Origin of the sequence: Donghicola eburneus, assembly GCF_900115865.1 — a bacterium.
GTDB lineage: Bacteria > Pseudomonadota > Alphaproteobacteria > Rhodobacterales > Rhodobacteraceae > Donghicola > Donghicola eburneus.
In genome coordinates, this window is sequence record NZ_FOXY01000004.1 from 395,920 (window position 1) to 422,209 (window position 26,290).

General features: G+C 59.5%; 26 protein-coding genes and 1 tRNA gene. 17 read left to right on the plus strand and 10 right to left on the minus strand.

Annotation, left to right across the window (positions count from 1 at the left end):
* The first annotated feature begins 21 nt into the window (after positions 1 to 21).
* The 4 genes from BM225_RS09555 to BM225_RS09570 all read left to right on the plus strand — a co-directional run bounded on the left by BM225_RS09555 (position 22) and on the right by BM225_RS09570 (position 2,972).
* On the plus strand, positions 22 to 1,215 hold the full coding sequence (locus BM225_RS09555; protein WP_276326941.1) for an MFS transporter: 1,194 nt from the start codon (positions 22 to 24) through the stop codon (positions 1,213 to 1,215).
* A gap of 3 nt (positions 1,216 to 1,218) precedes the next feature.
* On the plus strand, positions 1,219 to 1,776 hold the full coding sequence (locus tag BM225_RS09560) for a DUF3833 family protein (RefSeq protein WP_092464206.1): 558 nt from the start codon (positions 1,219 to 1,221) through the stop codon (positions 1,774 to 1,776).
* Positions 1,773 to 2,504, plus strand: a complete 732-nt coding sequence (locus BM225_RS09565) for an SDR family NAD(P)-dependent oxidoreductase (RefSeq protein ID WP_072709348.1) — start codon at positions 1,773 to 1,775, stop codon at positions 2,502 to 2,504. Before BM225_RS09560 ends, BM225_RS09565 begins: the two co-directional genes overlap by 4 nt.
* A gap of 81 nt (positions 2,505 to 2,585) precedes the next feature.
* On the plus strand, positions 2,586 to 2,972 hold the full coding sequence (locus tag BM225_RS09570; RefSeq protein WP_072709349.1) for a DUF3775 domain-containing protein: 387 nt from the start codon (positions 2,586 to 2,588) through the stop codon (positions 2,970 to 2,972).
* 26 nt (positions 2,973 to 2,998) lie between these two features.
* On the opposite strand, the gene BM225_RS09575 is transcribed toward BM225_RS09570, so the two are convergent.
* From BM225_RS09575 to BM225_RS09590, 4 genes are read right to left on the minus strand one after another with little or no spacing between them, the layout of a single operon-like run.
* On the minus strand, positions 2,999 to 4,054 hold the full coding sequence (locus tag BM225_RS09575; protein WP_072709351.1) for a saccharopine dehydrogenase: 1,056 nt from the start codon (positions 4,052 to 4,054) through the stop codon (positions 2,999 to 3,001).
* Positions 4,055 to 4,073: 19 nt separating this feature from the next.
* A complete protein-coding gene (locus BM225_RS09580; protein ID WP_072709353.1) occupies positions 4,074 to 4,727 on the minus strand; it encodes a histidine phosphatase family protein in 654 nt (217 codons plus the stop codon).
* Positions 4,728 to 4,785: 58 nt separating this feature from the next.
* Entirely contained in the window at positions 4,786 to 5,487 is a 702-nt protein-coding gene (locus tag BM225_RS09585; protein WP_072709355.1) for a response regulator transcription factor, read from the minus strand.
* On the minus strand, positions 5,484 to 7,403 hold the full coding sequence (locus tag BM225_RS09590) for a hybrid sensor histidine kinase/response regulator (RefSeq protein ID WP_072709357.1): 1,920 nt from the start codon (positions 7,401 to 7,403) through the stop codon (positions 5,484 to 5,486). Before BM225_RS09590 ends, BM225_RS09585 begins: the two co-directional genes overlap by 4 nt.
* 192 nt (positions 7,404 to 7,595) lie before the next feature.
* On the opposite strand from BM225_RS09590, the gene BM225_RS09595 reads away from it, so the two are divergent.
* From BM225_RS09595 to BM225_RS09630, 8 genes are all read left to right on the plus strand, one after another.
* The gene (locus BM225_RS09595) at positions 7,596 to 9,569 is read left to right on the plus strand and encodes an AMP-binding protein (protein ID WP_245780445.1); all 1,974 of its coding nucleotides are present in this window, start codon (positions 7,596 to 7,598) and stop codon (positions 9,567 to 9,569) included.
* A gap of 76 nt (positions 9,570 to 9,645) precedes the next feature.
* Positions 9,646 to 10,458: an ABC transporter ATP-binding protein gene (locus BM225_RS09600; protein ID WP_420809849.1), complete on the plus strand. Its 813-nt coding sequence runs from the start codon at positions 9,646 to 9,648 to the stop codon at positions 10,456 to 10,458.
* A gap of 12 nt (positions 10,459 to 10,470) precedes the next feature.
* Positions 10,471 to 11,430, plus strand: a complete 960-nt coding sequence (locus BM225_RS09605; protein ID WP_072709359.1) for a branched-chain amino acid ABC transporter permease — start codon at positions 10,471 to 10,473, stop codon at positions 11,428 to 11,430.
* A 2-nt stretch (positions 11,431 to 11,432) separates the two neighbouring features.
* Entirely contained in the window at positions 11,433 to 11,678 is a 246-nt protein-coding gene (locus BM225_RS09610) for a hypothetical protein (protein ID WP_072709361.1), read from the plus strand.
* A 29-nt stretch (positions 11,679 to 11,707) separates the two neighbouring features.
* Entirely contained in the window at positions 11,708 to 12,784 is a 1,077-nt protein-coding gene (locus BM225_RS09615; RefSeq protein WP_072709363.1) for a branched-chain amino acid ABC transporter permease, read from the plus strand.
* 83 nt (positions 12,785 to 12,867) lie between these two features.
* Positions 12,868 to 14,160 (plus strand): ABC transporter substrate-binding protein, encoded by a 1,293-nt coding sequence (locus BM225_RS09620; RefSeq protein WP_072709365.1) that lies wholly within the window; start codon positions 12,868 to 12,870, stop codon positions 14,158 to 14,160.
* Positions 14,161 to 14,230: 70 nt separating this feature from the next.
* The gene (locus BM225_RS09625; protein WP_072709367.1) at positions 14,231 to 15,055 is read left to right on the plus strand and encodes an ABC transporter ATP-binding protein; all 825 of its coding nucleotides are present in this window, start codon (positions 14,231 to 14,233) and stop codon (positions 15,053 to 15,055) included.
* Between the two features lie 10 nt (positions 15,056 to 15,065).
* Positions 15,066 to 16,286, plus strand: a complete 1,221-nt coding sequence (locus BM225_RS09630; RefSeq protein ID WP_092464208.1) for a phenylacetate--CoA ligase family protein — start codon at positions 15,066 to 15,068, stop codon at positions 16,284 to 16,286.
* Positions 16,287 to 16,420: 134 nt separating this feature from the next.
* On the opposite strand, the gene ykgO is transcribed toward BM225_RS09630, so the two are convergent.
* Both ykgO and BM225_RS09640 read right to left on the minus strand, forming a co-directional pair.
* Entirely contained in the window at positions 16,421 to 16,546 is a 126-nt protein-coding gene (gene ykgO, locus BM225_RS09635; protein ID WP_012177066.1) for a type B 50S ribosomal protein L36, read from the minus strand.
* 68 nt (positions 16,547 to 16,614) lie between these two features.
* Positions 16,615 to 16,689: transfer RNA gene (locus BM225_RS09640), tRNA-Val, on the minus strand.
* A 142-nt stretch (positions 16,690 to 16,831) separates the two neighbouring features.
* On the opposite strand from BM225_RS09640, the gene BM225_RS09645 reads away from it, so the two are divergent.
* Complete coding sequence (locus BM225_RS09645; RefSeq protein WP_072709371.1) at positions 16,832 to 17,695, plus strand: N-formylglutamate amidohydrolase; 864 nt, start codon at positions 16,832 to 16,834, stop codon at positions 17,693 to 17,695.
* Here BM225_RS09645 and BM225_RS09650 read toward each other — a convergent pair whose 3' ends face one another.
* Together BM225_RS09650 and pyrF are read right to left on the minus strand one after the other, a co-directional pair.
* Positions 17,696 to 18,949: a DNA polymerase IV gene (locus BM225_RS09650; RefSeq protein WP_072709373.1), complete on the minus strand. Its 1,254-nt coding sequence runs from the start codon at positions 18,947 to 18,949 to the stop codon at positions 17,696 to 17,698.
* Between the two features lie 115 nt (positions 18,950 to 19,064).
* Positions 19,065 to 19,778, minus strand: a complete 714-nt coding sequence (gene pyrF, locus BM225_RS09655; RefSeq protein WP_072709375.1) for an orotidine-5'-phosphate decarboxylase — start codon at positions 19,776 to 19,778, stop codon at positions 19,065 to 19,067.
* A 178-nt stretch (positions 19,779 to 19,956) separates the two neighbouring features.
* On the opposite strand from pyrF, the gene clpB reads away from it, so the two are divergent.
* Positions 19,957 to 22,575 carry an ATP-dependent chaperone ClpB gene (clpB, locus tag BM225_RS09660; protein ID WP_072709377.1) on the plus strand — a complete coding sequence of 873 codons (2,619 nt, stop codon included), beginning with the start codon at positions 19,957 to 19,959 and terminating at the stop codon, positions 22,573 to 22,575.
* A 60-nt stretch (positions 22,576 to 22,635) separates the two neighbouring features.
* On the opposite strand, the gene BM225_RS09665 is transcribed toward clpB, so the two are convergent.
* Together BM225_RS09665 and BM225_RS09670 are read right to left on the minus strand one after the other, a co-directional pair.
* Positions 22,636 to 23,115 (minus strand): fasciclin domain-containing protein, encoded by a 480-nt coding sequence (locus BM225_RS09665; RefSeq protein WP_072709379.1) that lies wholly within the window; start codon positions 23,113 to 23,115, stop codon positions 22,636 to 22,638.
* Between the two features lie 191 nt (positions 23,116 to 23,306).
* Positions 23,307 to 23,747, minus strand: a complete 441-nt coding sequence (locus tag BM225_RS09670) for a DUF302 domain-containing protein (RefSeq protein ID WP_072709381.1) — start codon at positions 23,745 to 23,747, stop codon at positions 23,307 to 23,309.
* 175 nt (positions 23,748 to 23,922) lie between these two features.
* Between BM225_RS09670 and msrP the strand changes: the two genes are divergently transcribed.
* Genes msrP through BM225_RS09685 form a run of 3 tightly spaced genes read left to right on the plus strand, consistent with a single transcriptional unit; the run spans position 23,923 to position 26,076 of the window.
* Complete coding sequence (gene msrP, locus BM225_RS09675) at positions 23,923 to 24,819, plus strand: protein-methionine-sulfoxide reductase catalytic subunit MsrP (protein WP_072709383.1); 897 nt, start codon at positions 23,923 to 23,925, stop codon at positions 24,817 to 24,819.
* Positions 24,819 to 25,430, plus strand: coding sequence for a protein-methionine-sulfoxide reductase heme-binding subunit MsrQ (msrQ, locus tag BM225_RS09680; protein WP_072709385.1), 612 nt, complete (start codon positions 24,819 to 24,821; stop codon positions 25,428 to 25,430). The genes msrP and msrQ overlap by 1 nt, the downstream gene beginning before the upstream one ends.
* 40 nt (positions 25,431 to 25,470) lie before the next feature.
* On the plus strand, positions 25,471 to 26,076 hold the full coding sequence (locus tag BM225_RS09685) for a VPLPA-CTERM sorting domain-containing protein (RefSeq protein ID WP_143095360.1): 606 nt from the start codon (positions 25,471 to 25,473) through the stop codon (positions 26,074 to 26,076).
* The last annotated feature ends 214 nt before the right edge of the window (positions 26,077 to 26,290 follow it).

The window sequence follows — 26,290 nt, forward strand, 5'->3', positions numbered from 1 at the left end:
CGGCCCTTGTGGTCATATTCAGTGTTTGCAGGAGTGCTGGCGGCGGCGGGTCTTCCGATCTACATGCACGCGCCAAAATTTTACGTGGATTCCTATGGCGTCGGGTTGGGGAGCCTTGGGGCCATCCTAGCTGGGCTGCGTTTGCTGGATGTTGTGCAGGATCCCCTGTTGGGGTTGCTTTCTGCCCGCATTCGATACCGCAGTCTGGCCGTGTTCATCGGATTGGCTGTACTGGCTGCCGCGATGGTCGGTTTGTTCGCAGTCTCGCCGTTGTTCGGACCCGCACTGTGGTTCGCCGCCATGCTGATTTTGATGTTCTCGGCCTACAGTTTTCTGAGCATCACGTTCTACGCAGTGGGTGTGAAGCGGGCCGAGGCTTTGGGTCGCGCCCATCTGCGACTGGCTGGGTGGCGCGAGGGCGGCGCGCTGGTTGGCGTGTGTCTGGCCGCGATTGCGCCGGTTATGCTTGCTGGGGTGCTAGAGGCGCCCTTTGCCGGATTTGCGGTCGGGTTCGTGGCTTTGGCCGCGGTGGCCGGTATCGTGATGGCACCCGAATGGAGCGCGACCCATTCCGTGCCGGAACAGCCTGACATCCGCCGCATCCTCGGGGACAGTGCTGCCCGCAGGCTTCTGCTGTTGGGTGTTGTCAATGCAGCCCCTGTCGCGGTGACTTCGACCTTGTTCCTATTCTTTGTCGAAAGCCGTCTTCAGAGCATCGGCAGCGAGGGCCCGCTTCTGGTGCTGTTCTTTGTGTCCGCTGCAGTGGGTGCACCGATCTGGTCGACGATTGCCCAACGGGTCGGGGCTCGGCGTGCCCTGATCTACGGCATGGCCCTATCCATCGCGGCGTTTCTCTGGGCGCTGACCTTGGGGGCGGGTGATGTTTGGCCTTTTGCGGCTGTGTGTGTGGCGACGGGACTCGCCCTTGGGGCAGATATGACCATCCTGCCTGCGATCTTTGCGGGGCGCATGGCGCGGATTGATCCAAATGGCGCGGCAGGCTTCGGCCTGTGGTCCTTTGCGACCAAGGTCAGCCTGGCGTTTGCGGCGGCGGTTCTGCTGCCCATTCTCCAAGGCGCTGGGTTCCAGAGCGGCGGGCCGAATGCGCCCGAGACCCTGTACCTGCTCACGATCCTCTATGCAGGTGTGCCCTGTTTTTTGAAGTTATGCGCCATGGCATTGCTCATGCGTACCCCCATCGAAAAGGAGCTGTAGACGATGACTGTCCTATGGATTTTCTTGGGCTTTGCGATTTCCCTGATCGGTTTCGTGATCGTGAAGCGGAAAATGTCATTCTCCGCGCAAAAGCCCGCGGATTACGACGGACCCCTCTCTTTTGACGTTCGAAAGGCGCTTTCTGGCCCTCTGTTGTGCGAAGGCGTGATCTACGGACCGACCGGCCGCGTCGCCTCGCGCTTTTGTGCGGAAATGGAAGGGCGTTGGGACGGGAACAAAGGGACGCTGAGCGAATTCTTCACATATGACAGTGGCTCTCGGCAGGATCGCGAATGGCAGCTGGTGGTGTCCGACGACGGCACCATCGCGGCCGAAGCAGAAGACTTGATCGGAACCGGACGCGGATGGCAGCGCGGAGACGCGGTGCAACTCAATTACCGCATTCGCCTGATGGAGGACGCAGGGGGGCATGTTTTGGATGTGACGGACTGGATGTACATGACGCCGAACGGGGTGATCATGAATCGCAGCCAGTTCAAAAAATTCGGGATCACGGTGGGCGAATTGGTCGCCACCATGCGTCCAAAGGAGGTTGCGTGATAGATTGGAACGGCAAGCGGTATTGGTTGATCGGGGCGAGCGAAGGGCTGGGCCGCGCTCTGGCCCACCAATTGAGCCGCGTCGGTGTCGAAGTGATTGTGAGCGCGCGCTCCGAGGATCGGTTGAACGACTTGGTCGCAGAGCTGCCGGGCCGGGCCCGCGCCGTGACGTGCGATGTATCTAGCCTCGAGAGTGTGTCCAAGGCCGCCGAGGAGGTCGGAGATGTCGATGGTGTCGTCTATTTGGCGGGCGTCTATTGGCCGATGAAGCCGAAGGAAATCGACGCCGAGAAGCTAGAGCTGATGGCAGATGTGAATTTGGGCGGTGCGATGCGCGTTGCAGGGGTGATGGTGCCGAAATTTGCCAACCAAGGCCGTGGTCACATCGTCTTTACCGGCAGCCTGTCTGGATTTCGCGGATTGCCGGGCGCGGTCGGATACGGTGCGTCCAAGGCCGGCGTAATGTCACTGGCAGAAACGCTTTATGCAGATTTGCGCAAAACAAACGTTCGGATTCAATTGGCAAACCCCGGCTTTATTAAGACGCGGTTGACCAACAAAAATGATTTCAAGATGCCCTTTCTCATGGAGCCAGAGGACGCGGCGCGCGAAATCTTTGACCACATGAACTCCCCCAGCTTTGCCCGCAATTTCCCCACGATGTTCTCGTGGGTGTTCCGACTTGCCAATTTGCTACCGGATTGGGCCTATTTCCGCCTGATCTCCTGAACCAAACTGTGTTGCCCTAGATCAAGGACGGCAGGCGCAAAACGCCGAATGCTGGATCAGGGCCGAAGAAGGAAATGAGCCATGCTAAGAATATCCTCGTCAAAAGTTGCTCAGATCATTTTGCTGGCGCATGAGCTGCGGATGAATTCGGGCGAAATGGAAATCCTGACCGAAGACCTGTCCGAAGACGAAGTGCAAACCATGGGACGGATGGACGATGACGCGATCCGCTCTTTCATCGGCGATCTGAACGAAGAAGAGCAAACCGATCTTATCGCCTTGGCGTGGATCGGGCGCGACACCTTCACCGTCGATGAACTGGACGAAGCGCGGGCGACCGTTGTGTCCGAAGCCACCAGCGAAACGGCAGATTACCTGCTGGGGATGCCGGAGCTTGCTGAGTATCTGGAAAGCGGTTTGGACGCCTTTGGCATCTCTGCCGAGGACGAAGAAGACGACATCATGTGAAAAAGGGGCCCTCGGCCCCCTTTGGATCAGATATTAACCAGATGCTTGCGGTAGGTCGCCATCGCGCGGCCCCACACGCCGGAATAGGTATCCTCGAGCTGCATCAGCCATGGCAGCAATTGTCCCGAGAAATCCTGAGAGCTTTCGAGCGGTAGCATCGAGGGCAAGTTATCGATCGCGGTGACATCCAAGGGCGTATCGTCGTGGACGCGGGTCGCGGGCTCTGCCCAAGTGGTGGCCTCATGGTACAAGGGCACAGGGTTAAAGTCGCTGTCCGGATCGCAGGCGATATCCCCGATGACAGACAGCTTGCGTTCCGTATCTTTGGCAGACGCGGGAACGAAAACGGGCGTCCTTGGTCCTGCCAGAATGCAGTTTAGAAAGACGTCATGTTCGAGAATTTCTGGGAATGGTCCCCCGTGAGCGGTTTCCTTCATGTCCCATTTGGTCACGTCCACACCTAGTTCGCCGCACAGATCGCTCGCGCCTGTTCCGACGCGGCCAAGCGCGCCTATGACGATGGCGTCGGGGCGGGGCTGATCGGCGCGGTCCAGTTCGTCCCGCAGCATGGCGCACATGGTTTTTGCATTGGCGTAGCCTTGCATCGGGGGGCAAATCCCGCCAGATTTCTGCGCGGCCCAAGCGCGCAGCGCCACGGCTGCACCCGCGTAACCGGCCCAATACCCGAACGCGGCCACGCGGCGCCCCTGTTCGTTCACCAAATATTCCAGATCAAACAGAGTCCCGCCGCCAGCTTTGAACCGTTTCAGCAGGCGTTGACCTGCGGACTGACCTTTGTAGGCATGGCCGAACATGATATGGCGGTGAATGAGCGGCGTGTCCTCTTCTGGCAGCTCTTTGAGGCCAAAGATGATGGCGTCTTTCGGGGCGTCCGGCCAGCTGCCTTCGGCGGCGATTTCCGCGCCTGCCTTGCGGTACGCGTTAATCGGGATAATGCGCTGGCTGCTTTCTTCGACGGTGACCTGATATCCGGCAGCGATCATTTCGGCCACGCCTTCGGGCGTGATGCCGACGCGCTGTTCGTTCTGGCGGCTTTCGGTGCGGACCCAGAGGTGAGTCATCGTGGTTTCCTTTGGTCTATCAGGCATGAGTTTTGGCGTGGATGCGGTCGGGCACATCCAAGTGCGGCGTCGCGCCGAACTGGGTCAGATACAAGTCATCCCCACGCAACTCGAATTTGTGCACCGAGGTGTGGGCAACAGCCAGGAACATCTTGACCTTGGCGGCGGTCTCCAGACCCAAGGCAATCGCGGTTAGGGTCGAAATCACACCTGTTGATGTGACCAGCAGACAGCGCTCGCCCGTGCCAGCCGCTGCCCGAAGCGCGCCGAAAATCCGGTCGTGAAAGGCGTCATAGCTTTCGACATCAGGATGGATCCCATCATTGCGCCACGCGTCCAGCACTTGAGGGACGTGGGCGGCAAACTCGGCGGCGCAGGTCGGGATTGGCACCCCGTGGCTGTTTTTCAGCGACTCGGCGAGGCCAAAGTAATCCAGCTCGTTCAGGCGCGCGTCTGTGTCGTGGGGCAAGGCGCGGCGGTTCAGGCCTTGCGCAGTCTCGATCTGGCGGCGCATCGCGCCAGAAATAATGCGGTCATAGGGCGCGACGGTTTCCAGATGCTGGCCAAGCCAGGCGGCCTGCCGATGGCCCAGTTCAGACAGGCGGTCATAGCTGGCTTCGTCCTGTGCGCCGGTATTGGCCTGCCCGTGGCGCACCAGTGTAATCTCGGTCATCTGCGACTCCTGTTCTTGCCTCTGGTGCTTAGGCTGGGGGCAGGGCGGGTCGCAACCCCTATCGCCAGCTCACATCACCAAGAAAGATGTAGCCCGCCCCGTAGATCGTTTTGATCAGACGGGGGTTCTTGGGGTCTTCTTGCAGCTTGGTCCGCAATCGCGAGATCCGCACGTCCATCGCGCGATCAAAGCTTTCGCCCGCTGCCCCGCCCAACGTTTCCTGCATATAGGCGCGGGTGACCAGACGTTTCGGGCTTTCCAGAAACAGCCGCAACACCGCTCCTTCGGCATGGCTGAAAGGGGTCTCTGTACCTTCGATATCTTCCAGAGTGAAGCGGTCGAAATGCGCGGTCCAGCCCTCGAATTGGGCAGTGTCCCCGCTGGATTTGGTGGCTTTGCCCTTGCGCAGGCGGGCACGGATGCGGGCAACGACCTCGGACGGGTCAAAGGGTTTGATGATGTAGTCATCCGCCCCCAGTTCCAGCCCCGTGATCCGGTCCTGTACCTGCGCACGCCCTGAGATGATGATGACCGTCGCGCCCTGTTCCAGCGCCAGCCTGTGCACCAAGGTCAGCCCGTCACGATCCGGCAAGGACAGATCCACCAGACACAGATCGGGCTGGCAGGACTTCAGCGCGGCCTCAAATTCCGTCGCGCGGCCAAAAGACATGGTGCGAAAGCCAGCCTCTTGGAGCGTGTCGGCCAAGAGCTGCCGGATCTCGGGTTCATCGTCCAGAATGGTGACAAGAGGTTCGGTCATGCTGGCTCCTCCGACCCGAGGGCCGCGGCCAGATCAGGCGCGTCAAAGGGTTTACGCAGCACCGTTCCACTGGCGCGGGCGGCGATGTGATGTGGGTGTGTTTCGGGCAGAGATGTCATGAGCACAATCTTGGCAGGATGGTTCGTCGCAAAGAGGGCGGCGCGCAGGTCGAGCCCCGTTGCCTCTCCGGTCAGGGAAATGTCAGAGACCACGTAGGCGATGTCGGGCAGGTCGCGGGCCAGAGCAAGCCCTTCGTCGACAGAGGTCGCCTCGATCACTGAATGCCCTTGGCCGGTCAGCATATCGCGGACGGTGGTCCGGATGTCGTCGCTGTCCTCGACCAAAAGGACCAGCGCGGGGGCAACTGCGGTGGGGGCGGCGCGCAGGGGCAGGCGGATGGTGACGCGCGCGCCTTGGGACGTGTTGCCCAAGGTGACAGTACCGCCGGCCGTTTTGGTCATGTCGTACACCATCGGCAGTCCAAGGCCCGAGCCTTCGCCGCCTTTGGTCGTAAAGAACGGGTCAAGCGCGTGTTTCAGGGCGGTTTCGGAGAATCCTGGCCCCGTGTCCCCGACGGACAGTTCTAGCCACGTGTCGCTGATCGCCCGCAGGCGCAGGGTGATCTGCCCCTTGGTACCGCAGGCATCGCGCGCGTTCAGGACAAGGTTCAGGGCGGCGTCTTGCAAGAGGCCGGAGTCCAGCAGCAGCGGGGTGTCCGGCAACTCCGTTTCGACCTTCAGGTAGACGCCATCGGGCAGCGTGGACCGCGCCAAGGTGATCAGATCCTTGGTAAAGGCATTCATATCCACTGCGTGCAGACGTAATTCACGCCCTGCTGTGATCCCTGCGATCTTGTTCAACAGGCGCCCGCCACGGTTCGCGGCATTGATCGTTGCGCTGATCAGGTCGGCTGCATCAGCGGGCAGGGACATGCGGGCCAGTTTCCCCTGCATCCCCAGAATGATCGTGAGCAGGTTCGAAAAATCATGGGCCAAGCCGCTGGTCAGTTGCGCGGCCATCTCGCGTTTTTTCGTCTGCTGGAGCGCGGTACGAGCTTGGGTTTCTTCGGTCACATCAAGGGACAGAACGTTCACGCCAGAAATCTGGCCCGTGCTGAAGTCGGGCGTAAAGGCTGCGCGGATGCGGCGGGACGTGGGCGCGTCGGTAAATTCGATCACGGCGGATTCGCCGGACAGGGCGCGCTGGACGGCTGGCAGCACCTTGGGGAAGGATTCGCCTAACGCCTCGGTCATGGTCATGCCCAGAATGTCTTTACGCCGGCCTGGCATCACCCACGACAGCTGCCGGTTCGAATAGGTATAGCGCAGGTTCAGATCGACGCGAGCGATGTGGGCGGGCATCATCTCGGTCGTCAGACGGATGCGGGCCTCTGCCTCATTCGCGCGGGCTTTGGCCTGTTCCAACGCGGCGTTCGTGGCAGCCAGTTCACGGTTCGCGCTGGACAGTTCCTCGGCATAGGACAAGACTTGGTCGCTCAGTTCTTCGGACCGTGCGCGCAGAAGGGCCTCTTGGCGTTTGATCTGGGTGATGTCGGTGTAGACAGTGACCCAGCCGCCTTCGGGCAGGGGGTTCCCTTCGACGCTGATCACGCGGCCATTGGCGCGGGTGCGCTCCATGTAGTGCGGGGCAAAGGTACGGGCTTGTTCGAGGCGTGTCGCCACGTAGTCAGGGATATCGTCAATCTCGCCATATTCGCCGCGTTCGGCCAGATAGCGGATCACATCCTCGAAACTCGCGCCGGGCGTGGCGAGCGGGTCGGGCAGGTTGAACATCTCTTGCATGCGGCGGTTCGCGATCACCAGACGTAGGTCGGAATCGAAAATCGACAGGGCTTGCTGGATCAAATCCAACCCCGCTGTCGTCATCGCGTGAATGGCGTGATCGCTTTGTGTCATGGCTCCTCCGAGCAGTATTAGTCGCTATCAAACAGGCAGGTGCAAGGCCGACGCGGCGGCTGTTACAATTCGTTAGGTTTCAGAAATTTTCAGGAAAAAGTTGACCGACAGGCTGAGACCATGACCCAATAGGTCAAGAGTCGCTTCGGCGGCTTGTCCGGAGGGGAGACCGGACATAGGGAGGAAAATAACGTGACACTGACGCATACTGCGTCCGACGCGCTGGAGAGCTTTCCAGCGCTGTTGGAGCGTAATGCCCGACTGTACGCGGCCAAACCGGCGTATCGCGAAAAAGAGTTCGGTATCTGGCAAAGCTGGACGTGGTCCGAAACGGCCAAAGAAATTGAATCGCTGGCGCTTGGCCTGATCAATATGGGCATCGCCGAGGGCGACTACATCGCCATTATCGGGCGCAATCGCCCTTATTTGTACTGGTCCATGGTGGCCGCGCAGGCGGTGGGCGCCATTCCGGTACCGCTGTACCAAGACGCAAACGCCGAAGAGATGGCCTATGTGCTGGACCACTGCGGCGCGCGTTTCGTGATTGCGGGCGATCAAGAGCAGGTCGACAAAGTCATCGACATCCAGGACGACCTGCACCAGTTCGAGCATATGATCTATCTCGATCCCAAGGGGATGCGGAAATACGATCACACCCGTCTGCACGAATACAGCCATGTGCAGGAACAGGGCCATGCCGCGCGGGACGAGCTAACACCCGAACTGCACCGCCGCACTGCCAAGCTGAACTACGACAGCACCTGCGTGATGCTTTATACCTCGGGCACCACGGGCAAGCCCAAGGGCGTGGTTCTTTCTAATCGCAACATGATCGAGACCGCCAAGAACTCGTCGGAGTTCGACCATCTGAAGGCAGGGGACGAGGTTCTGGCCTATCTGCCCATGGCGTGGGTGGGCGACTTTATTTTCTCGATCGGGCAGGCGTACTGGACGGGGTTCTGCGTGAACTGCCCCGAAAGCCCTGAGACGATGATGACCGATCTGCGGGAAATCGGGCCAAGCTACTATTTCGCCCCGCCGCGGATTTTCGAGACCCAGCTGACCCAGACCATGATCCGCATGGAGGATGCAGGGCCAACCAAGAAGAAGATCTTTGATCACTTCATGGCGCACGCCCGTAAGGTGGGACCGGCTATTCTGGACGGCAAATCCGTGAGTGCGATTGACCGGCTGAAGTACGCATTGGGCGAATTCATGGTGTATGGCCCGCTCAAGAACATGCTGGGCTTTGGCCGCGTGCGCGTGGGCTATACGGCAGGCGAGGCGATCGGGCCCGAGATTTTTGACTTCTACCGCTCGCTTGGGATCAACCTGAAGCAGCTGTATGGTCAGACCGAGGCCAGCGTCTTTATCACCCAGCAGCCCGATGGAGAGGTGCGCTCGGATACGGTGGGCGTGCCTTCGCCCGGTGTCGAGGTGCGCATCGCCGAGAATGGCGAGGTGTTCTATCGTAGCCCCGGAACGTTCGTCGAGTACTACAAGAATGCTGAAAGCACGGCCGACACCAAGGATCCTGAGGGTTGGGTCGCCACCGGTGACGCGGGCTTCTTTGAGCCTTCGACTGGCCATCTGCGGATCATCGACCGCGCCAAGGATGTGGGCCAGATGGCTGATGGCAGCCTGTTCGCGCCCAAGTACGTCGAGAACAAGTTGAAGTTCTTCCCGAATATCCTCGAGGCTGTGGTGTTCGGCGCCGGCAAAGATCGCTGCACGGCGTTTATCAACATCGACCTGACGGCTGTGGGGAACTGGGCCGAGCGGAACAATATCGCTTACGCCTCTTATCAGGAGCTGGCGGGGCATCCGCAGGTGCTGGAGACGATCCAGAGCCACGTCGAAGAGGTGAACCGCAGCGTCGCGCAGGACGAGATGCTGTCGGGCTGCCAGATCCACCGTTTCCTTGTGCTGCACAAGGAACTGGACGCGGATGATGGTGAACTGACCCGCACCCGCAAAGTCCGCCGCAAGATCATCGCTGAGAAGTTCGCGGATCTAGTGGGCGCGCTCTATGATGGCTCGCCGAGCATCTACACGGAAACCGAGGTCACCTACGAGGATGGCCGCAAGGGCAAGATCCGCGCAACGCTTGAGATTCGCGATGCCGAAGTGGCGCCGGTCGCGACCCAGAAGGTGGCAGCCGAATGAGCCGGTGGATCAGTCAGCATGAGTATTTTCAGAAAAAAGAAGGAATGGACCTGTGTTTGAAGGAGCGGACGCAGTGATGGACGCGAGCGCAGGATACGTGACCGAGGACGGTCGCCAGATCGGCGGCGTCTTGATGGAGATGAAGAACATCACGCTGCGGTTTGGCGGTGTGGTGGCGATCAAGGACATCAGCTTTGACATTCGCGAGGGCGAGATCCGCGCGATCATCGGGCCGAACGGGGCGGGCAAGTCCTCGATGTTGAACATCATTTCGGGGTTCTACACCCCGAGCGAAGGGTCGGTCTGGTACCAGGGTGCGCCGCGTCCGCCGATGCGCCCGTATGAGGTGGCGCGGATGGGGGTCGCGCGGACGTTCCAGAACATCGCCTTGTTTGAAGGGATGACCGTTCTGGACAACGTGATGACGGGCCGTTTGACCAAGATGAACGCCGGGATCGCAAATCAGGCCCTCTGGTGGGGCAAGGCGCGGGACGAAGAGGTCGCGAACCGCGAGAAGGTCGAGGAGATCATCGACTTCCTTGAAATTCAGGCGATCCGCAAAACGCCCGTGGGGCGTCTGCCTTATGGTCTGAAAAAGCGGGTGGAGTTGGCGCGGGCGCTGGCGGCAGAGCCGTCGATCCTGCTGCTGGACGAACCTATGGCGGGCATGAACGTCGAAGAAAAAGAGGACATGAGCCGCTTTATTCTGGATGTGAACGACGAATTCGGGACCACGATTGCCCTGATCGAACACGATATGGGCGTGGTCATGGACCTGAGCGACCGCGTGGTCGTGATGGATTACGGCAAGAAGATCGGTGACGGCACACCCGATGAGGTGCGCAACAATCAAGACGTGATCGACGCCTATCTTGGCGTGCAGCACTAAAGGAACGAGCAGATGGATTTTTTGAATAGCCTTTTGGTGCAACCCTTTGCCGACATGTTCGCGGCGCCTGACTTCTTGATGCAGGTGCTGTGGGAGGGTCTGGTCTCCGGTATCCTCTATGCGTTGATCGCGTTGGGGTTTGTGCTGATCTTCCGGTCGAGCCGTATCTTTAACTTTGCCCAAGGGATCATGGTGGTGTTCGCCGCGCTGACGCTGGTGGGCTTCCATGAAATGGGTGTTCCAGCGTGGATCTCGGTGATCCTGTCGCTGGGGGTGATGTTCGTGCTGGCGGTCAGCATCGAAAGGGTTGTCCTCCGCCCGCTGGTGGGCCAGCCGGACATCATCTTGTTCATGGCAACTATCGGGATCACGCTGTTCCTGATCGGCTTTGGCGAGCTTATTTTCGGCGGCGAAAACAAGATCATGATCACCGAAGAGTTGGGTATCCCCACCGGTGAGTTCATCTTTGAACCCTTCGGCGGTTTCCTTCTGCTGGAGCAGAAGGACGTGACCGCTGTTGTCGTGGCGGCTGTGCTGGTGATCGCGCTGCTCGCGTTCTTGAACAAGACCCGCATGGGCCGTGCGATCCGCGCTTTGGGTGATGACCATCAGGCGGCGCTGTCCGTGGGCATCAGCCTGCAGACGATCTGGGTTCTGGTCTGGTTCATCGCAGGCATCATCGCGCTGGTCACTGGCATTGCCTGGGGTGCGCGCGCGGGCGTCAGTTTTGCGCTGGAGGTCATTGCCTACAAGGCGCTGCCGGTTCTGATGCTGGGCGGTCTGGAATCGATCACGGGGGCCATCATTGGCGGTCTGATGATCGGGCTCTTTGAAAAATTGTTCGAGATTTACTGGGGCCAGCCGCTGCTAGGCGGCAACACCGAGACGTGGTTCGCCTTTGTTCTGGCGCTGTTTGTGCTGCTGTTCCGTCCTCAGGGGCTGTTCGGCGAACGCATCATCGAAAGGGTCTGACGATGCCGAAGCTTATCGCAATTCTGAATGTCGTCGCGTGGTGTGGGTTCTGGGCCTTTGGGTATCTGGCGCTGACCGAAAACACCGGACAGGCCGACCGGCTGGTGACAGCGGTGCTACTGGCCGCAGCCGGTGGAGCGATCGGTATGTGGGCGCACCTGTGGCTGGTCCGTCATTCCGAACGCACCGGCAAGGCGCAGCCGCCGAAGTGGGCGGTCAAAGAAGACACCGTCGAGTCCGCAGTCTGATCCCCGGTTAAGAACAAGAAAGAGAACCGATGTTTTATCGTACGTCTGGCCAGTTCAAGACCAGCTACACGGCAGATATGGCCCTGTTCCCGGTCCGTCAGGATGCCATCCTGCTGGCGATTATTCTGGCCTTTGCTTGGGTGATCCTGCCCCTGACCGCGAGCGAGTTCGCGTTTCAGACCCTATTGATCCCGATCCTGATCTATTCGCTGGCCGCGATGGGTCTGAACATCCTGACCGGCTATGCGGGGCAACTGAGCCTTGGGACTGCCGCGTTCATGGGGGTCGGCGCCTATGCCTGCTACAAGCTGGTGACGATCATGCCGTGGATGAACCCTGTGGTGGCGATCCTGCTGTCGGGTGTGTTCTCGGCGGGGGTCGGGGTGGCCTTTGGTATCCCCAGCCTGCGGATCAAGGGCTTCTATCTGGCGATTGCCACCCTTGCTGCGCAGTTCTTCCTCGTCTGGCTTTTCGAGAAGTGGGCGTGGCTCTACAACTACAACGCTTCGGGCGCGATTCAGGTGCCCACGCTGCAGATGTTCGGCGTAACCGTTGCCGGTCCGACCGCCAGCAGCCATGTGCAGTATTATGTGGTGCTTGGGATCGTCAGTCTGATGACCATCCTATGCATCAACCTGACACGCGGCACTTTGGGTCGGACGTGGAAGGCGACCCGCGACATGGACATTGCGGCCGAACTGATTGGCATTAACCTGATGAAGTCCAAGCTAACCGCCTTTGCGATCAGTAGCTACATCGTGGGTGTGTCGGGGGCGCTGTTCGTATTCATGTGGCGCGGTGCGGCAGAGCCGAACCTGTTCGACATTCCGCTGTCGTTCCGCATCCTGTTCATCGCGATCATCGGCGGTCTTGGCTCGATTTTGGGCAACTACTTGGGCGCGATCCTGATTGTGGGCCTGCCGGTGATCCTGAACACCTTGCCTGAAACCTTTGGCATTCCGATCAGTTCGGCCACGGTCGAACACCTGAACATCATGATCGTCGGTGCACTGATCGTGTTTTTCCTAATCATCGAACCGCACGGCTTGGCCCGCCTATGGGCGCTGATCCGTGAGAAGCTCGTGATCTGGCCGTTCCCGCACTAACGCGGGGCAGCCCAACCATTGGCGTGCTCTTTGAGGAGGGAGCCCGCTGAATTCCATCCACGTGATCCAAGGGAGGAGACCGGATGAAACTGTGGAAGAAACTGGCAGCCGCAACTGCGCTGACCGTAATTGCAGGCGGGGCTATGGCAGAGGGCCTGTATGCCCCGAACATGGCCTACCGCACAGGCCCGTTCGCAGCGCTGGGTATCCCGCTGATGAACGGTCAGGCTGACTACATGACCATGCTGAACGAACGCGATGGCGGTGTCGGCGGTGTTCCCGTTGATTTCTCGGAGTGCGAGACCGGCTATTCGACCGAAAAAGGCGTCGAGTGCTATGAAAAGACCAAAGGCACTGCGATCGTGACCCAGCCTTGGTCCACCGGCATCACCCTGCAGGTTCTGCCCAAGACCAATGTCGACGAGATCCCGATCCTTGCGCCTGGCTATGGCTTTAGCCCCATGTCCGAAGGCGGCACTTTCCAGTGGGCATACAACCCGCCCGCATCCTATTGGGATGGCGCCTATATGATCGTTTCGCACATTGCGGGCGGTGATATGTCGACCCTGAAGGGCAAGAAGATTGCGTTCCTGCACCTTGACCACCCGTTCGGCAAAGAGCCTCTGCCCCTGCTGGAGCAGATGGCCGAAGAGCATGGCTTTGAGCTGGTTCCGGTCCCCGTTGGCCTGAAGGAAATGCAGAACCAGTCGGCGCAGTGGCTGCAAATCCGCCGCGAGCGTCCGGACAACGTGATCATGTGGGGCTGGGGTGCGATGAACAGCGCCGCGATCCAAGAAGCGGTCAAAACCCGCTATCCCATGGATCAGTTCTATGGCGTCTGGTGGGCGGGCCACGATCCCGATCTGGCAGCTGTCGGCGAAGAGGGCAAAGGCTACAAATCGATCAGCTGGTCGATGCCGCAGCCCGACAGTGGTCTGATGGCGGACATCAAGAAGTATGTCATCGACACCGGCAAAACCCAGACCACCGAAGACCAGTTGAACAGCGTTTTCTATCAGCGTGGTCTGGTCATGTCGATGATGCTGGCCGAAGGCATCAAGGCTGCTCAGGAGCACACCGGTAACGCGACCATCGGTCCCAAGGACCTGCGTTGGGGCCTCGAGAACCTGAACATCACCGACGAGAAGCTCGCAGAGCTGGGGATGGAAGGCATGGTGCCGCCGTTCTCGACGTCTTGCTCGAACCACACCGGTCACTCGGGCGCGTGGATTCTGGAATGGGATGGCGCAAAGTTCACCCAAGCCAGCGATCTGCTGCAGGCTGACCAGTCGGTGATCAAGTCGCTCGCTGAAGCCAAAGCGGCTGAATATGCCGATGCCAACGCGCCTTGGCCCGTCGTCGAGTGCGACAGCTGATCTGAAACGGCTCCGGCGGCGCGGGTCGCCGCCGGAGAACCTTTAGGTATTTTTCCAAAGAAGAAGAGCCATGCTGGACGCGGGACGAACCCAAGAGACCTTGCTCGAGGTCAACAATATCGAGGTGATCTACAACCACGTCATCCTTGTGCTGAAAGGGGTGAGCCTGTCGGTCCCCAAGGGCGGCATTACGGCGCTGCTCGGGGGCAACGGGGCAGGCAAGACAACGACTTTGAAGGCCATTTCCAACCTGCTGCATTCTGAACGCGGCGAGGTCACCAAAGGGTCTGTGATCTACAAGGGCGAGCGGGTGCAGGATCTGGACCCTGCGGCGCTGGTGAAAAAGGGTGTCATTCAGGTGATGGAAGGCCGTCACTGTTTCGAGCACCTGACCGTCGAAGAGAACCTGATGACCGGCGCCTACACGCGTCACGATGGCCGTGGTGCTGTCGATGCGGATTTGCAGATGGTCTACGACTATTTCCCGCGCCTCAAAGAGCGCCGCAAATCGCAGGCCGGCTACACCTCGGGCGGCGAGCAGCAGATGGTCGCGATCGGCCGTGCGCTGATGTCCCGCCCCGAGTGCATTCTGCTGGACGAACCCAGCATGGGTCTGGCCCCGCAGCTGGTCGAACAGATCTTCGAAATCGTGAAATCGGTGAACGAGAACGAAGGTGTGTCGTTCCTGCTTGCTGAGCAGAACACCAATGTGGCCCTGCGATACGCGCACCACGGCTACATTCTGGAATCGGGCCGCGTGGTGATGGACGGTAGCGCCGCCGATCTGCGCGAGAACCCTGACGTCAAAGAATTCTATCTCGGGATGTCCGAAGAGGGCCGCAAGAGTTTCCGTGATGTGCGGAGCTATCGCCGCCGCAAGCGTTGGCTAAGCTGAGGAGGCGCCGATGACCACATATTTTGATGACCTCGAAACGCGGAGCGCTGATGAACGCGAGGCCGCGCAGATGGAAGCTTTGCGTACGCAACTGCGCGCGGTGCAGGGATTGCGGGGATATCGCGATTCGTTGGGGCTGATTGATCCGTCAGAGATCGACGGAATGGCCGATCTGGCAGTCCTGCCGGTTCTGCGAAAGTCCGAATTGGGGGCTGCACAGGGGCAGAGCTCACCCTTTGGCGGGTTCACTGCCAAAACGGTGGGCGAGTTCGCGCATATCTTCCAATCTCCGGGCCCGATCTATGAACCCGGCGAGATCAGCCATGACTGGTGGCGCGTCGGGCGATTCCTGCACGCGGCGGGAATCGGGCGTGGCGATATCGTGCAGAACTGCTTTGGCTATCACCTGACGCCTGCGGGCATGATCTTTGAAAGTGGGGCCCGGGCTGTGCAGGCCGCAGTGTTGCCCGCCGGCGTAGGGCAGACCGAATTGCAGGTGCGTGCGGCAGCGGATGTGGGCACAACGGCTTATGCGGGCACGCCGGATTACCTGAAGGTGATTCTGGATAAGGCCGACGAGATGGGAGTCGCTCTCAAAATCACCAAAGCGGCTGTGGGTGGCGGGGCGCTGTTCCCGAGCCTGCGCCAAGAATACACTGATCGTGGGATTTCCTGCCTACAGTGCTATGCGACCGCCGATCTGGGTAACATCGCCTACGAGAGCCCCGCGATGGACGGGATGATCATCGACGAAGGTGTCATCGTGGAAATCGTCAGGCCCGGCACAGGGATCCCTGTTGCCGAAGGCGAGGTTGGCGAGGTCGTGGTGACCAGTCTGAACCCCGACTACCCTCTGATCCGCTTTGCCACAGGCGATCTAAGTGCGATCATGGAGGGCACCAGCCCCTGTGGCCGCACGAACAAGCGGATCAAGGGCTGGATGGGCCGTGCGGACCAGACGACCAAGATCAAGGGCATGTTCGTCCGCCCCGAACAGGTCGCCCAACTGGTGGCCAAGCACCCAGAGATCACCAAAGCGCGCGTCATCGCACTGCGTGAGGGCGAGATGGATGTCATGCGTGTCCAAATCGAGGGGGGTACAGATGCGTCCTCTTACGAGGGCTCTGTGGCCGAGGTGCTGAAGCTGAAGGGTGCCGTAGAGTGTGTGCCTGTGGGCAGCTTGCCGAACGATGGCAAGGTGATCGACGACCGGCGCAGCTACGGCGGCTGACCCGACATTCACCAGTTCACGTGGAAAAGGCGGCCTCTGAACCAGAGAGCCGCCTCTTTTCTGTGCGATCGCATAGGCTACCAAAGAAAAAAGCCGCCCCAGAAGGACGGCTTATTCTGCTGCTCAGGATGCTCTTAGCCCTGACGGGCTTTGAAGCGGCGCTGCGTCTTGTTGATGACGTAGACGCGGCCCTTACGGCGCACGACACGGCAATCGCGGTGACGCTGCTTGAGCGAGCGGAGCGAGTTCTTGACTTTCATCGTATCTCTCCTTGTCGCGGCGCGCGTGCGCCTGTTAGCAGTTGGACCCAAAAGGACCGGTGAATTCGTGGTGCGCACGACTGGGATTGAACCAGTGACCCCTACGATGTCAACGTAGTGCTCTACCGCTGAGCTACGCGCGCTTACCTAAATGTCTGCGTCAAAGGCTCCGAAGAACCCGTCTGCTTCGTTTCGGTTCGCGCTCTATAAAAGGAGTCGTCGGGGTGTTCAAGGGCTTTTGACAAGGATTCTTTTCGGTTTAGGATTTGTCTCAAAGGAGCCGCCATGCATCACCGGATATTCGACTTGGACCGCCCTGCGCGGCAAACCACTGCGGTGGTGTTTGCATCCCCTCATAGCGGCAATGAATATCCGATAGACTTGATGGAGCGCACGATCCTTGACGCGCACACCATCCGGTCGTCCGAAGATGCCTATGTCCACGACCTGTTCAGCAGTGCGCCCGATCAAGGCGCGCCGTTTCTGTCCGCGCGATTCCCGCGCGCCTACCTAGATCTGAATCGTAGCCGCGATGAACTGGACCCCGCCCTGATCGAGGGTGTCCGCCGCCGCTACAATTCTCCGAGAATCGCATCGGGGCTTGGTGTGATTCCCCGCGTGGTGTCAAACGGGCGCGCGATCTATCGGGGCAAGATGACCCAAGACGCGGCCCAAGAGCGAATCGAGCGATGCTGGGTGCCCTATCATCAGGCTTTGCGCGGGTTGATGGACGACACTAGTGAGTCATTCGGTCGTGCCATTCTGATTGATTGCCACTCGATGCCGCACGAAGCGGTCGATAATCTGGTGCGCAGCGACCTACCGCGCCCACAAGTCGTTCTGGGGGACCGTTTCGGAGCTTCGGCTGATTTGGCCATAGTCACGCATCTCGAGTCTCTGTTCCGTGCCGAAGGATTGGTGGTGACCCGTAACAGCCCCTTTGCGGGGGCCTACACCGTGCAGCATTACGGACGACCTGGCCGCAATCAGCACGCGATCCAGATCGAGATAGATCGCTCGCTGTATATGAACGAGGCGACGATCACCCCACATGAGGGCTATGAAGACTTCAAGGCGTTGATCGGCCGTGTGATCGCAGGGATGGCAGAGTTTGCGAGGGCAACGCCCACACGTATGGCGGCCGAGTGATTACCGCAAAGAGCGCCCTTTGATGATCGCGTCGCTTCCAAACTTCTGACGGATGGCGTCGGTTGCTTTCTCGGCGCGGGCGCGCCGCTCTGCGTCAGGGTCCAACAGATCGCCGGACCGATCCGCATCTCCGCTATCCACCAGATCACCGAGCCCGACGCCGATCAAACGGAACGGTGCTGCGTCTATGGCTTGATCCAATAGCCCACGGGCCGCGCGGTACAGCTTGTCGGCGTACTGGGTCGAATCGGTCAGGGTCACGCGACGGGTCAGTAGACGGAAATCCGCGCGTTTCAGTTTCAGGGTCACAGTACGGCCCGCGATCCCCTTCGCCTTGGCACGATCCGAAACTTTCTCCGCCATGCGCCACAGATGGCCGTCCAGCAGATCGATATCCGAGATATCTTCGTCAAAGGTTGTCTCGTTGCTGACGGATTTCATCCCGCGATCGGGTTTCACAGCGCGCGCATCTTCGCCGCGGGCAAGATGGAATAGCCGTAGCCCCATGCTGCCGAATCGCGCGACCAGTTCCGTCTCGTCCCAGCGCAGCAGATCAGAGATGGTCCGAATCCCTGCACGGTCCAGCGATGCTCTAGTCGCACCGCCAACGCCCCAAATGATTCCCACATCTTTGTCGCGCAGAAAGTCTGCTGTCTCGGCCTTGCCGATCACCGCGAACCCGTTTGGCTTGTCGATCTCTGACGCGATCTTGGCGAGAAACTTGTTATGCGACAGCCCTATGGATCCGGTGATCCCCAGATCGTCCTTCATGCCTTTGACCAGTCGCGCAACCAGAACCGCTGGCGGAGCGCCATGCAACTTGGCCGTCCCGCGCAGATCCATGAATGCCTCATCCAGGGATAATGGCTCCACCGCTGGCGTTAGTGCCTCCATCCGCGCGCGCACTTCACGTGAAACCTCGGCGTAAACCTCCATGCGGGGTTTGATCACTACGGCATCGGGGCACAGCTCCAGTGCCTTAAACATCGGCATGGCGGACCGCACACCGCGAATCCGCGCCACATAACAGGCAGTCGAGACCACCCCGCGCCGCCCACCACCGATAATCACCGGCTTGGCGGCCAGCTCGGGCCGATCCCGCTTCTCAACACTGGCGTAAAAGGCGTCGCAGTCCATGTGGGCGATTCCCAGATCCCACAACTCGTCATGCGCAACCACGCGGGGGCTGCGGCACTTGGGGCATCGCGCCCCGTTTTCGAACTCGTGCAAACAATTGCGACACAGTGCAGGCATAGGACCCCACCTCCGGCAGCAAATATAAGAGAGGCGGACACCTAATGGCACCCGCCTCCTTCATCTTGGCCAAAATACCCAATCGGCCGCAGGCCGTGGCGCTTTAGCGCCAAACTCAAGCGTTAGGGGCCGCAGCCGCACGCATTTCAGCCACCACGTCCAACGCAGCCTGACGCGGATCAGCTGCGCGCCAGATCGGGCGCCCGCAGACAATGTGGTCCACACCGCTCTCCACGGCCATCGCGGGGGTGGCGATCCGCTTCTGGTCGTCGGTCGCGCTGCCCGCAGGGCGCACACCGGGGGTCACGATCAGGCGGCCTTCGGATTCGGGTAGGGCACGGATGCGCGCCGCCTCGTTAGGCGAACAGATGATGCCATCCGCGCCCGCGTCAAAGGCCTTGCCTGCGCGCTCGACCACCAGATCGTCGATGGCCCCGTCCTTGATCAGCGCGCCATCCAGATCGCCGCGATCCAGCGAAGTTAGGATGGTCACGCTGAGGATTTTCATGTTGCTGCCAGCCGCGCCTTCTTTGGCTGCCTTCACCACATAGGGGTCACCGTGGACGGTCAGGAAATCCAGATTGAACTGCGCCAGTCCGCGTACTGCGTTCTCAACGGTCTGGCCAATGTCGAACAGCTTCATGTCCAGAAAGATCTTCTTGCCGTGCTCGTCTTTCAGCTCGTTGGCCAAGGCCAATCCGCCGCCGGTCAGCATCCCCAAACCGATCTTATAGAAACTGACCGCATCGCCGAGTGTTTCGGCAACTTTCAGTCCTTCGAGGGCGTTCGGCACATCCAGTGCGACGATCAGGCGGTCATCGGCGATCATGGCAGTCTCCTGTGGGAAAATTTCGCCCGTGATGCGCTGTGAAAATCGAACGGTCAAGAGTGTGTGACCTCTTGAAACCCACGCGTGTGCGCTCCATCTTTTTGTAAGAGGCCCACAACATGATGTGCCGCTTAGCGGGCATCGCCGTAATCGGGCGCTTATATAGAGGAGAACTGCCATGAACTTAGAGAAGTTCACGGAGCGGTCGCGTGGTTTCCTTCAGGCCGCGCAGACGATTGCTATGCGCGAGGGGCACCAGCAACTGACCCCCGAGCACCTGCTGAAGGCTCTTATGGATGACGACCAAGGCTTGGCCGCTAATCTGATCTCGCGTTCCGGTGGTCAGGCAAATCAGGTTGGTCTGGCCGTAGATTTGGCTGTCGATAAATTGCCCAAGGTCAGCGGCGATGCTGGTCAGACCTACATGGCGCAGCCAACTGCCAAGGTGCTGGCCGAGGCTGAAACCCTAGCGCAAAAAGCCGGTGACAGCTTTGTTCCCGTCGAACGCATTCTGATGGCGCTGGCCATGGTGAAAACCAAAGCCAAGGACGCTCTGGATGCAGGTGGCGTGACTGCGCAAAAGCTGAACGAAGCGATCAACGACATTCGCAAAGGACGCACCGCAGACAGCGCATCGGCTGAGGATGGCTATGACGCCCTAAAGAAATACGCGGCCGACCTGACACAGCGCGCTGCCGACGGCAAAATCGACCCGATCATTGGCCGGGACGAGGAAATCCGCCGTGCGATGCAGGTTCTGTCTCGCCGGACCAAGAACAACCCAGTTCTGATCGGTGAGCCGGGCGTGGGGAAAACCGCGATTGCCGAGGGCCTTGCCCTACGGATCGTGAACGGCGACGTGCCTGAATCCCTACGCAACAAGAAGCTGCTTGCGCTAGATATGGGTGCGCTGATCGCCGGTGCGAAATACCGCGGTGAATTCGAAGAGCGTCTGAAAGCCGTTCTGAACGAGGTGACCGCCGCTGCTGGCGAGATCATCTTGTTCATCGACGAGATGCACGTTCTGGTCGGCGCGGGTAAAACCGATGGCGCGATGGATGCGGCCAATCTGATCAAGCCTGCGCTGGCTCGGGGTGAGCTGCACTGTGTCGGCGCAACCACGCTGGACGAGTACCGCAAGTACATCGAAAAAGATGCGGCTCTGGCCCGCCGGTTCCAGCCCCTCGTGGTCGAGGAGCCCACGGTCGAGGATACCATCAGTATCCTGCGCGGCATCAAAGAGAAGTACGAGCTGCACCACGGTGTGCGGATCAGTGACTCGGCCCTTGTGGCGGCGGCAACCCTGTCACACCGCTATATCACGGACCGCTTCCTGCCGGACAAGGCCATCGACTTGATGGACGAAGCCGCCAGCCGTCTGCGTATGGCTGTGGACAGCAAGCCCGAGGAACTGGACGCGATCGACCGCGAGATCCTGCAAAAGCAGATCGAAGCCGAAGCGCTGAAGAAAGAGGATGATGATGCCTCGCGCGACCGCCTCGAAAAGCTGGAGAAGGAACTGGCAGACCTGCAAGACCGCAGTGCCGAACTGACTGCCCGCTGGCAGGCGGAACGGGACAAGCTGGCTGGTGCACGCGACCTGAAAGAAAAGCTGGACCGTGCCCGCGCCGAACTGGAGCAAGCGAAACGCGAAGGCAATCTGGCCCGTGCCGGTGAGCTGTCTTATGGCGTGATCCCTCAGCTGGAAAAACAGCTAGGCGACGCTGAGACCGCAGAAGCCGACGGTGTCATGGTCGAAGAGGCTGTGCGCCCCGAGCAGATCGCTCAGGTCGTAGAGCGTTGGACGGGTATCCCGACCACCAAGATGCTGGAAGGCGAGCGTGAAAAGCTACTCAAGATGGAAGAGGAGCTGGGACGCCGCGTCATCGGTCAACGTCAGGCGGTCAAGGCTGTGTCGAACGCCGTACGGCGTGCCCGCGCTGGTCTGAACGACGAGAACCGCCCGTTGGGCAGCTTCTTGTTCCTCGGGCCGACGGGTGTGGGTAAGACCGAGCTGACCAAGGCTCTGGCCGAGTACCTCTTTGACGACGACAACGCGATGGTCCGCATCGACATGTCCGAGTTCATGGAGAAACACGCGGTCAGCCGTCTGATCGGTGCTCCTCCGGGCTACGTCGGCTATGACGAAGGTGGTGTTCTGACCGAAGCGGTCCGTCGCCGTCCTTATCAGGTGGTTCTGTTCGACGAGGTCGAGAAGGCGCACCCCGATGTCTTTAACGTGCTGTTGCAGGTTCTGGACGACGGTGTGCTGACTGATGGCCAAGGCCGGACTGTGGACTTCAAGCAGACGTTGATCATTCTGACGTCGAACCTTGGGGCCCAATCGCTCAGCACCCTGCCGGATGGCGCGGATGCTAGCGATGCCAAGCGCGACGTGATGGATGCGGTGCGAGCGCACTTCCGCCCCGAATTCTTGAACCGTCTGGACGAGACGATCATCTTTGACCGTCTGGGCCGCGCGGATATGGATGGCATTGTCAGCATCCAGTTGCGCCGTCTGGAAAAACGTCTGGCTGCGCGCAAGATCAGGCTGGAGTTGGATGAGGACGCCCGTAAGTGGCTGGCCGACGAAGGCTATGATCCTGTGTTCGGTGCCCGCCCGCTGAAGCGCGTGATCCAGCGTGCCCTGCAAGACCCGCTGGCCGAGATGATCCTCGGCGGGGACGTGCGCGACGATACTGTCGTGACCGTTAGCGCGGGTGCCGAGGGATTGTTGATTGGCGACCGTATCGGCGCCAGTAATCGCCCAAAGCCGGATGACGCCGTTGTCCACTAAGACCCGAGCATAAAAAAGGCCCCGGAGATCGTTCTCCGGGGCCTTTCGCGTGAGTGGTGATTATTGGGGCATAATCACAGCGTCGATTTCGTGGATCACGCCGTTCGATGCTGCGATGTCTGCACCCACCACGGTCGCATCATCAATCGAGATGACGTCGTCGCTGTTGGTCACGGTTGCTTCTGCACCATTAACGGTGGTGACAGGCATGATGCCAACTTCAATGTCAGACGACATCACGGCGCCGGGGACTACGTGATATGTCAGGATTTCGGCCAGGGCCTCGGGGTCTGCTAGTAGGGTGTCCAGCGTACCAGCGGGCAGAGCGGCAAATGCATCGTCGTTGGGGGCAAATACGGTGAACGGACCTTCGCCCTTCAGCGTCTCGGTCAGACCAGCAGCTTCGATTGCGGTCGCCAGAGTGTTAAAGTTGCCTGCACCAGCTGCGGTGTCGACGATGTCCATGGAATGAGTTTCAGCGAGCGCGGGGCCTGCCATCAGAGCTGCGGTACCAAGAGCAAGAACAGTACGACGGAACATTGTATATCTCCAAATTTTAGTTTCAATCACAACCCAGTGTTGGCGTTGTTGGAGAAAGTACGCGCCAGCCGCGAAAAAGATCACTCGAGATATCGTGTTTAATTTCTTGATCTAAGCGATCTGCCGACTAAGCCAGCGCTTCTGGAGGAGACCACTGACATTTTCGTCAGCGGTCGTGATTGAACCGGCCGTTATTCCAGCCCAATTGCTGCACGTGCAATGCCGTCTAGCAGGTCATGAACCTCTTGCATTGGGCCGTCAGGGTAGGGGCGGAAGCCGATGATGGTCTCGCCTGGTTTGTCAGCGAGGACGGCGACAAAGATGTCATAGGGGCAGTACATCAGGTTCAGGGGGTTTGCCTCCATCACGCTGCGGGACACAGTGGCCGAGCAGAAGCTATAGACGTCGGCGGCCTCGAATAGCACCACGTCCGAGCCGACGTCTGCGCGGGTCCGCTCTAGCATGTCGCCCGTGTGGCTGATGTGGTCGACCACGAGCCCTGCGTCGATGATCGCACTTTCTAGCCCAAAAGTGACGTCATCGAAGCTTTGGTCCGTGACATACATAAAGGGCTCTTCGGCAGCAGCTGTCGTGGCAGCCGCGATCAGGCCGACTGTGATCCAATGTTTCATGGTTTTCCCTCCCCCGTGAAAACAAATTCGAGTTTGTGAATTCATGGCACGTTGCGTGGGTCGCTGGCAATGGCGTGGCCAAACGTTTCAGCCGCTTTACGACAGTGTTAAAAGGAGTTTTTTGGTCAACGAGGGCGGTGATGCTATGTCATGCAGAGCTTTCAAGGAGGATCCGATGGCGAACCGCTGGCGCAATACCCTGACTTCTGACGATGTGACCCCCGAGGCGATGTTTGTAAATCGCCGTCAAATGATGGCGGGGGCCGCAGCGCTTGGGCTTGGGTTAACGGCATCTCCTCTGCGTGCCGCTGGTCTTGAGCCCAACAGCTTCGAAGACATTACCAGCTACAATAACTATTATGAGTTTGGCACGGGCAAAGACGACCCTGCGCGTTACGCGGATCAACTGACCACTGATCCGTGGACCATCAAGATTGATGGCCTGGTCGAAAAGCCCGGCGATTATGCTCTGTCCGATCTTGTTCCTCAGATGACAATCGAAGAGCGCATCTATCGCTTCCGCTGCGTTGAGGCGTGGTCGATGGTTGTGCCATGGAATGGCTTTGAGCTGGCGGATCTGCTGGAACTGGTCGGGGTGAAAAGCGGCGCCAAGTATGTGGCCTTTGAAACCGTGCTACGTCCCGAGGAAATGCCGGGCACGCGTTTCCCTGTTCTGGACTGGCCCTATCGCGAGGGCTTGCGTCTGGACGAGGCACGTCATCCCCTGACGCTGCTGGCCACCGGCATCTATGGGAAACCCATGCCGAACCAGAATGGTGCGCCGATCCGTCTGGTCGTGCCGTGGAAGTACGGGTTCAAATACGCCAAATCCATCTCCCGCATCACCCTGACGGACCAAGAGCCGCCGACCAGCTGGAATATGGCGAACGCACGCGAGTACGGTTTCTATAGTAACGTGAACCCCGAAGTCGCTCACCCACGTTGGTCCCAAGCGACCGAGCGCCGGATTGGGGGTGGCCTGTTCGCCAAGCGCGAGCCCACCTTGATGTTCAATGGCTACGACGAGGTCGCTTCGCTGTACCAAGGCATGGACCTGCGAAAGAACTTCTAATGATCGATGTCGTGAACCGGTCGGTTAGGGCGATCCCGAATTGGGTTCTCTATGTGGCGGGCGCAGTGCCTGTCATATGGCTCTATGTGCTGGGTTTCCAGAATGCTCTGGGTGCGGATCCCGTAGATGCGATCGAACGTAATCTAGGACTTTGGGCGCTGTGGCTGTTGATCGCTGGCTTGTGCATTACGCCACTTCAGCGCCTGACGCCTCTTCGCTTGATCAAGCTGCGGCGACCGATTGGGGTTGTGGCCTTCTTCTATGTGCTTGTGCACTTCCTGACGTGGTTGGTGCTGGATGTGCAGATCCCCTCGCAGATCGTCGCGGATATTATCAAGCGTCCTTATGTGACAGTGGGCATGGCCGCGCTGCTGTTGCTGTTGCCTTTGGCGGTCACATCGAACAACTGGTCCATCCGAAAAATGGGCGCCCGTTGGCGGACTGTGCACAAGCTTGTCTATCCGGCAGTGCTGTTGGCCGGTCTCCATATGGTGATGCAAGCCAAAGGCTTTCAGCTCGAGCCTTTGGTGTACCTCGCTGCGATTGCGTTCTTGGTCGCGATGCGCTGGATGCCTCTTTCTTCATTCCGGCAAGCCTTTGTTAAACGCTGAGGCCTAAGACCTTAGGCGTCACGACTTATTGGGGGCGCATATGACAAAGGCAATGATCACTGCGGCAATGGTTGTCGCACTCGGGCAGTCGGCGGCTGCATCCACCGTGAACTTCTCGTCATCACTCTTTTCTGACACCAAGTCGACGGTGACCTATTCTGTGGATGGCATCGATCTGACCTTTTGGGCCGAGTCAGCTGGGACACCTGAGCGGTTCTTCAAGAACGGGGGGCTCAGTTTCGGCTACTCCTATATGCACGCACTGACGATTGTGGCGAGCGAAGCAATCCAGTTGACGCGCTTGAATGGTAAGACCACCAAGTTGGACCCGAGCGGCGCGAGCCTGCCATTCTCAGTCTTGGTCCGAGAAGAGGTGCAGGCCGACAATCTCGCATTCCCCGCCTATCAATGGGGGTGGCTGGATCTATCGGAGCAGAACATCATCATTCCCAAAAACACGACGTTCGCTATTGATGGTGATTTTCAGAGCTGGAACTGGCAGTCCGAAGCGGTTCTCGGCGCGATGCAGTTCGAGGCCTATACGCCGCCACCGATCCCGCTGCCTGCGACAGCATGGCTTTTCTTGGGGGCTTTGGGCGTCCTCGGGGCGATGAGAGGGCGTGGTAAATCTGCAGGCACCGTCTGAGGCGGCCTAGCAGACTACTCGGCTTCAGAGAGAGGGGTGCGCTAACATCTGAAATTTGGGCGGCTTTCCAATAAATTGGGCCCTGTTTCATTTTTTTTGGATTTCTGTGATTTTTCCTCTTGCGACTCTTTGTTGGTATCCGTAGAAGGCCCCTCACCGGCGGCGCTGAGGCGCGGTTGGGGCGGACGGGACGGTCGGAAGGCTGGAAGGTTCG

Bases quoted from the DNA above. Each gene is read 5' to 3' on its own strand.
- BM225_RS09560 (WP_092464206.1), top strand. From the start codon at position 1,219: ATGACTGTCCTATGGATTTTCTTGGGCTTTGCGATTTCCCTGATCGGT.
- BM225_RS09570 (WP_072709349.1), top strand. From the start codon at position 2,586: ATGCTAAGAATATCCTCGTCAAAAGTTGCTCAGATCATTTTGCTGGCG.
- BM225_RS09575 (WP_072709351.1), bottom strand. From the start codon at position 4,054: ATGACTCACCTCTGGGTCCGCACCGAAAGCCGCCAGAACGAACAGCGC.
- BM225_RS09580 (WP_072709353.1), bottom strand. From the start codon at position 4,727: ATGACCGAGATTACACTGGTGCGCCACGGGCAGGCCAATACCGGCGCA.
- BM225_RS09585 (WP_072709355.1), bottom strand. From the start codon at position 5,487: ATGACCGAACCTCTTGTCACCATTCTGGACGATGAACCCGAGATCCGG.
- BM225_RS09590 (WP_072709357.1), bottom strand. From the start codon at position 7,403: ATGACACAAAGCGATCACGCCATTCACGCGATGACGACAGCGGGGTTG.
- BM225_RS09600 (WP_420809849.1), top strand. From the start codon at position 9,646: ATGGACGCGAGCGCAGGATACGTGACCGAGGACGGTCGCCAGATCGGC.
- BM225_RS09605 (WP_072709359.1), top strand. From the start codon at position 10,471: ATGGATTTTTTGAATAGCCTTTTGGTGCAACCCTTTGCCGACATGTTC.
- BM225_RS09610 (WP_072709361.1), top strand. From the start codon at position 11,433: ATGCCGAAGCTTATCGCAATTCTGAATGTCGTCGCGTGGTGTGGGTTC.
- BM225_RS09615 (WP_072709363.1), top strand. From the start codon at position 11,708: ATGTTTTATCGTACGTCTGGCCAGTTCAAGACCAGCTACACGGCAGAT.
- BM225_RS09620 (WP_072709365.1), top strand. From the start codon at position 12,868: ATGAAACTGTGGAAGAAACTGGCAGCCGCAACTGCGCTGACCGTAATT.
- BM225_RS09625 (WP_072709367.1), top strand. From the start codon at position 14,231: ATGCTGGACGCGGGACGAACCCAAGAGACCTTGCTCGAGGTCAACAAT.
- BM225_RS09630 (WP_092464208.1), top strand. From the start codon at position 15,066: ATGACCACATATTTTGATGACCTCGAAACGCGGAGCGCTGATGAACGC.
- ykgO (WP_012177066.1), bottom strand. From the start codon at position 16,546: ATGAAAGTCAAGAACTCGCTCCGCTCGCTCAAGCAGCGTCACCGCGAT.
- BM225_RS09645 (WP_072709371.1), top strand. From the start codon at position 16,832: ATGCATCACCGGATATTCGACTTGGACCGCCCTGCGCGGCAAACCACT.
- BM225_RS09650 (WP_072709373.1), bottom strand. From the start codon at position 18,949: ATGCCTGCACTGTGTCGCAATTGTTTGCACGAGTTCGAAAACGGGGCG.
- pyrF (WP_072709375.1), bottom strand. From the start codon at position 19,778: ATGATCGCCGATGACCGCCTGATCGTCGCACTGGATGTGCCGAACGCC.
- clpB (WP_072709377.1), top strand. From the start codon at position 19,957: ATGAACTTAGAGAAGTTCACGGAGCGGTCGCGTGGTTTCCTTCAGGCC.
- BM225_RS09665 (WP_072709379.1), bottom strand. From the start codon at position 23,115: ATGTTCCGTCGTACTGTTCTTGCTCTTGGTACCGCAGCTCTGATGGCA.
- BM225_RS09670 (WP_072709381.1), bottom strand. From the start codon at position 23,747: ATGAAACATTGGATCACAGTCGGCCTGATCGCGGCTGCCACGACAGCT.
- msrP (WP_072709383.1), top strand. From the start codon at position 23,923: ATGGCGAACCGCTGGCGCAATACCCTGACTTCTGACGATGTGACCCCC.
- msrQ (WP_072709385.1), top strand. From the start codon at position 24,819: ATGATCGATGTCGTGAACCGGTCGGTTAGGGCGATCCCGAATTGGGTT.
- BM225_RS09685 (WP_143095360.1), top strand. From the start codon at position 25,471: ATGACAAAGGCAATGATCACTGCGGCAATGGTTGTCGCACTCGGGCAG.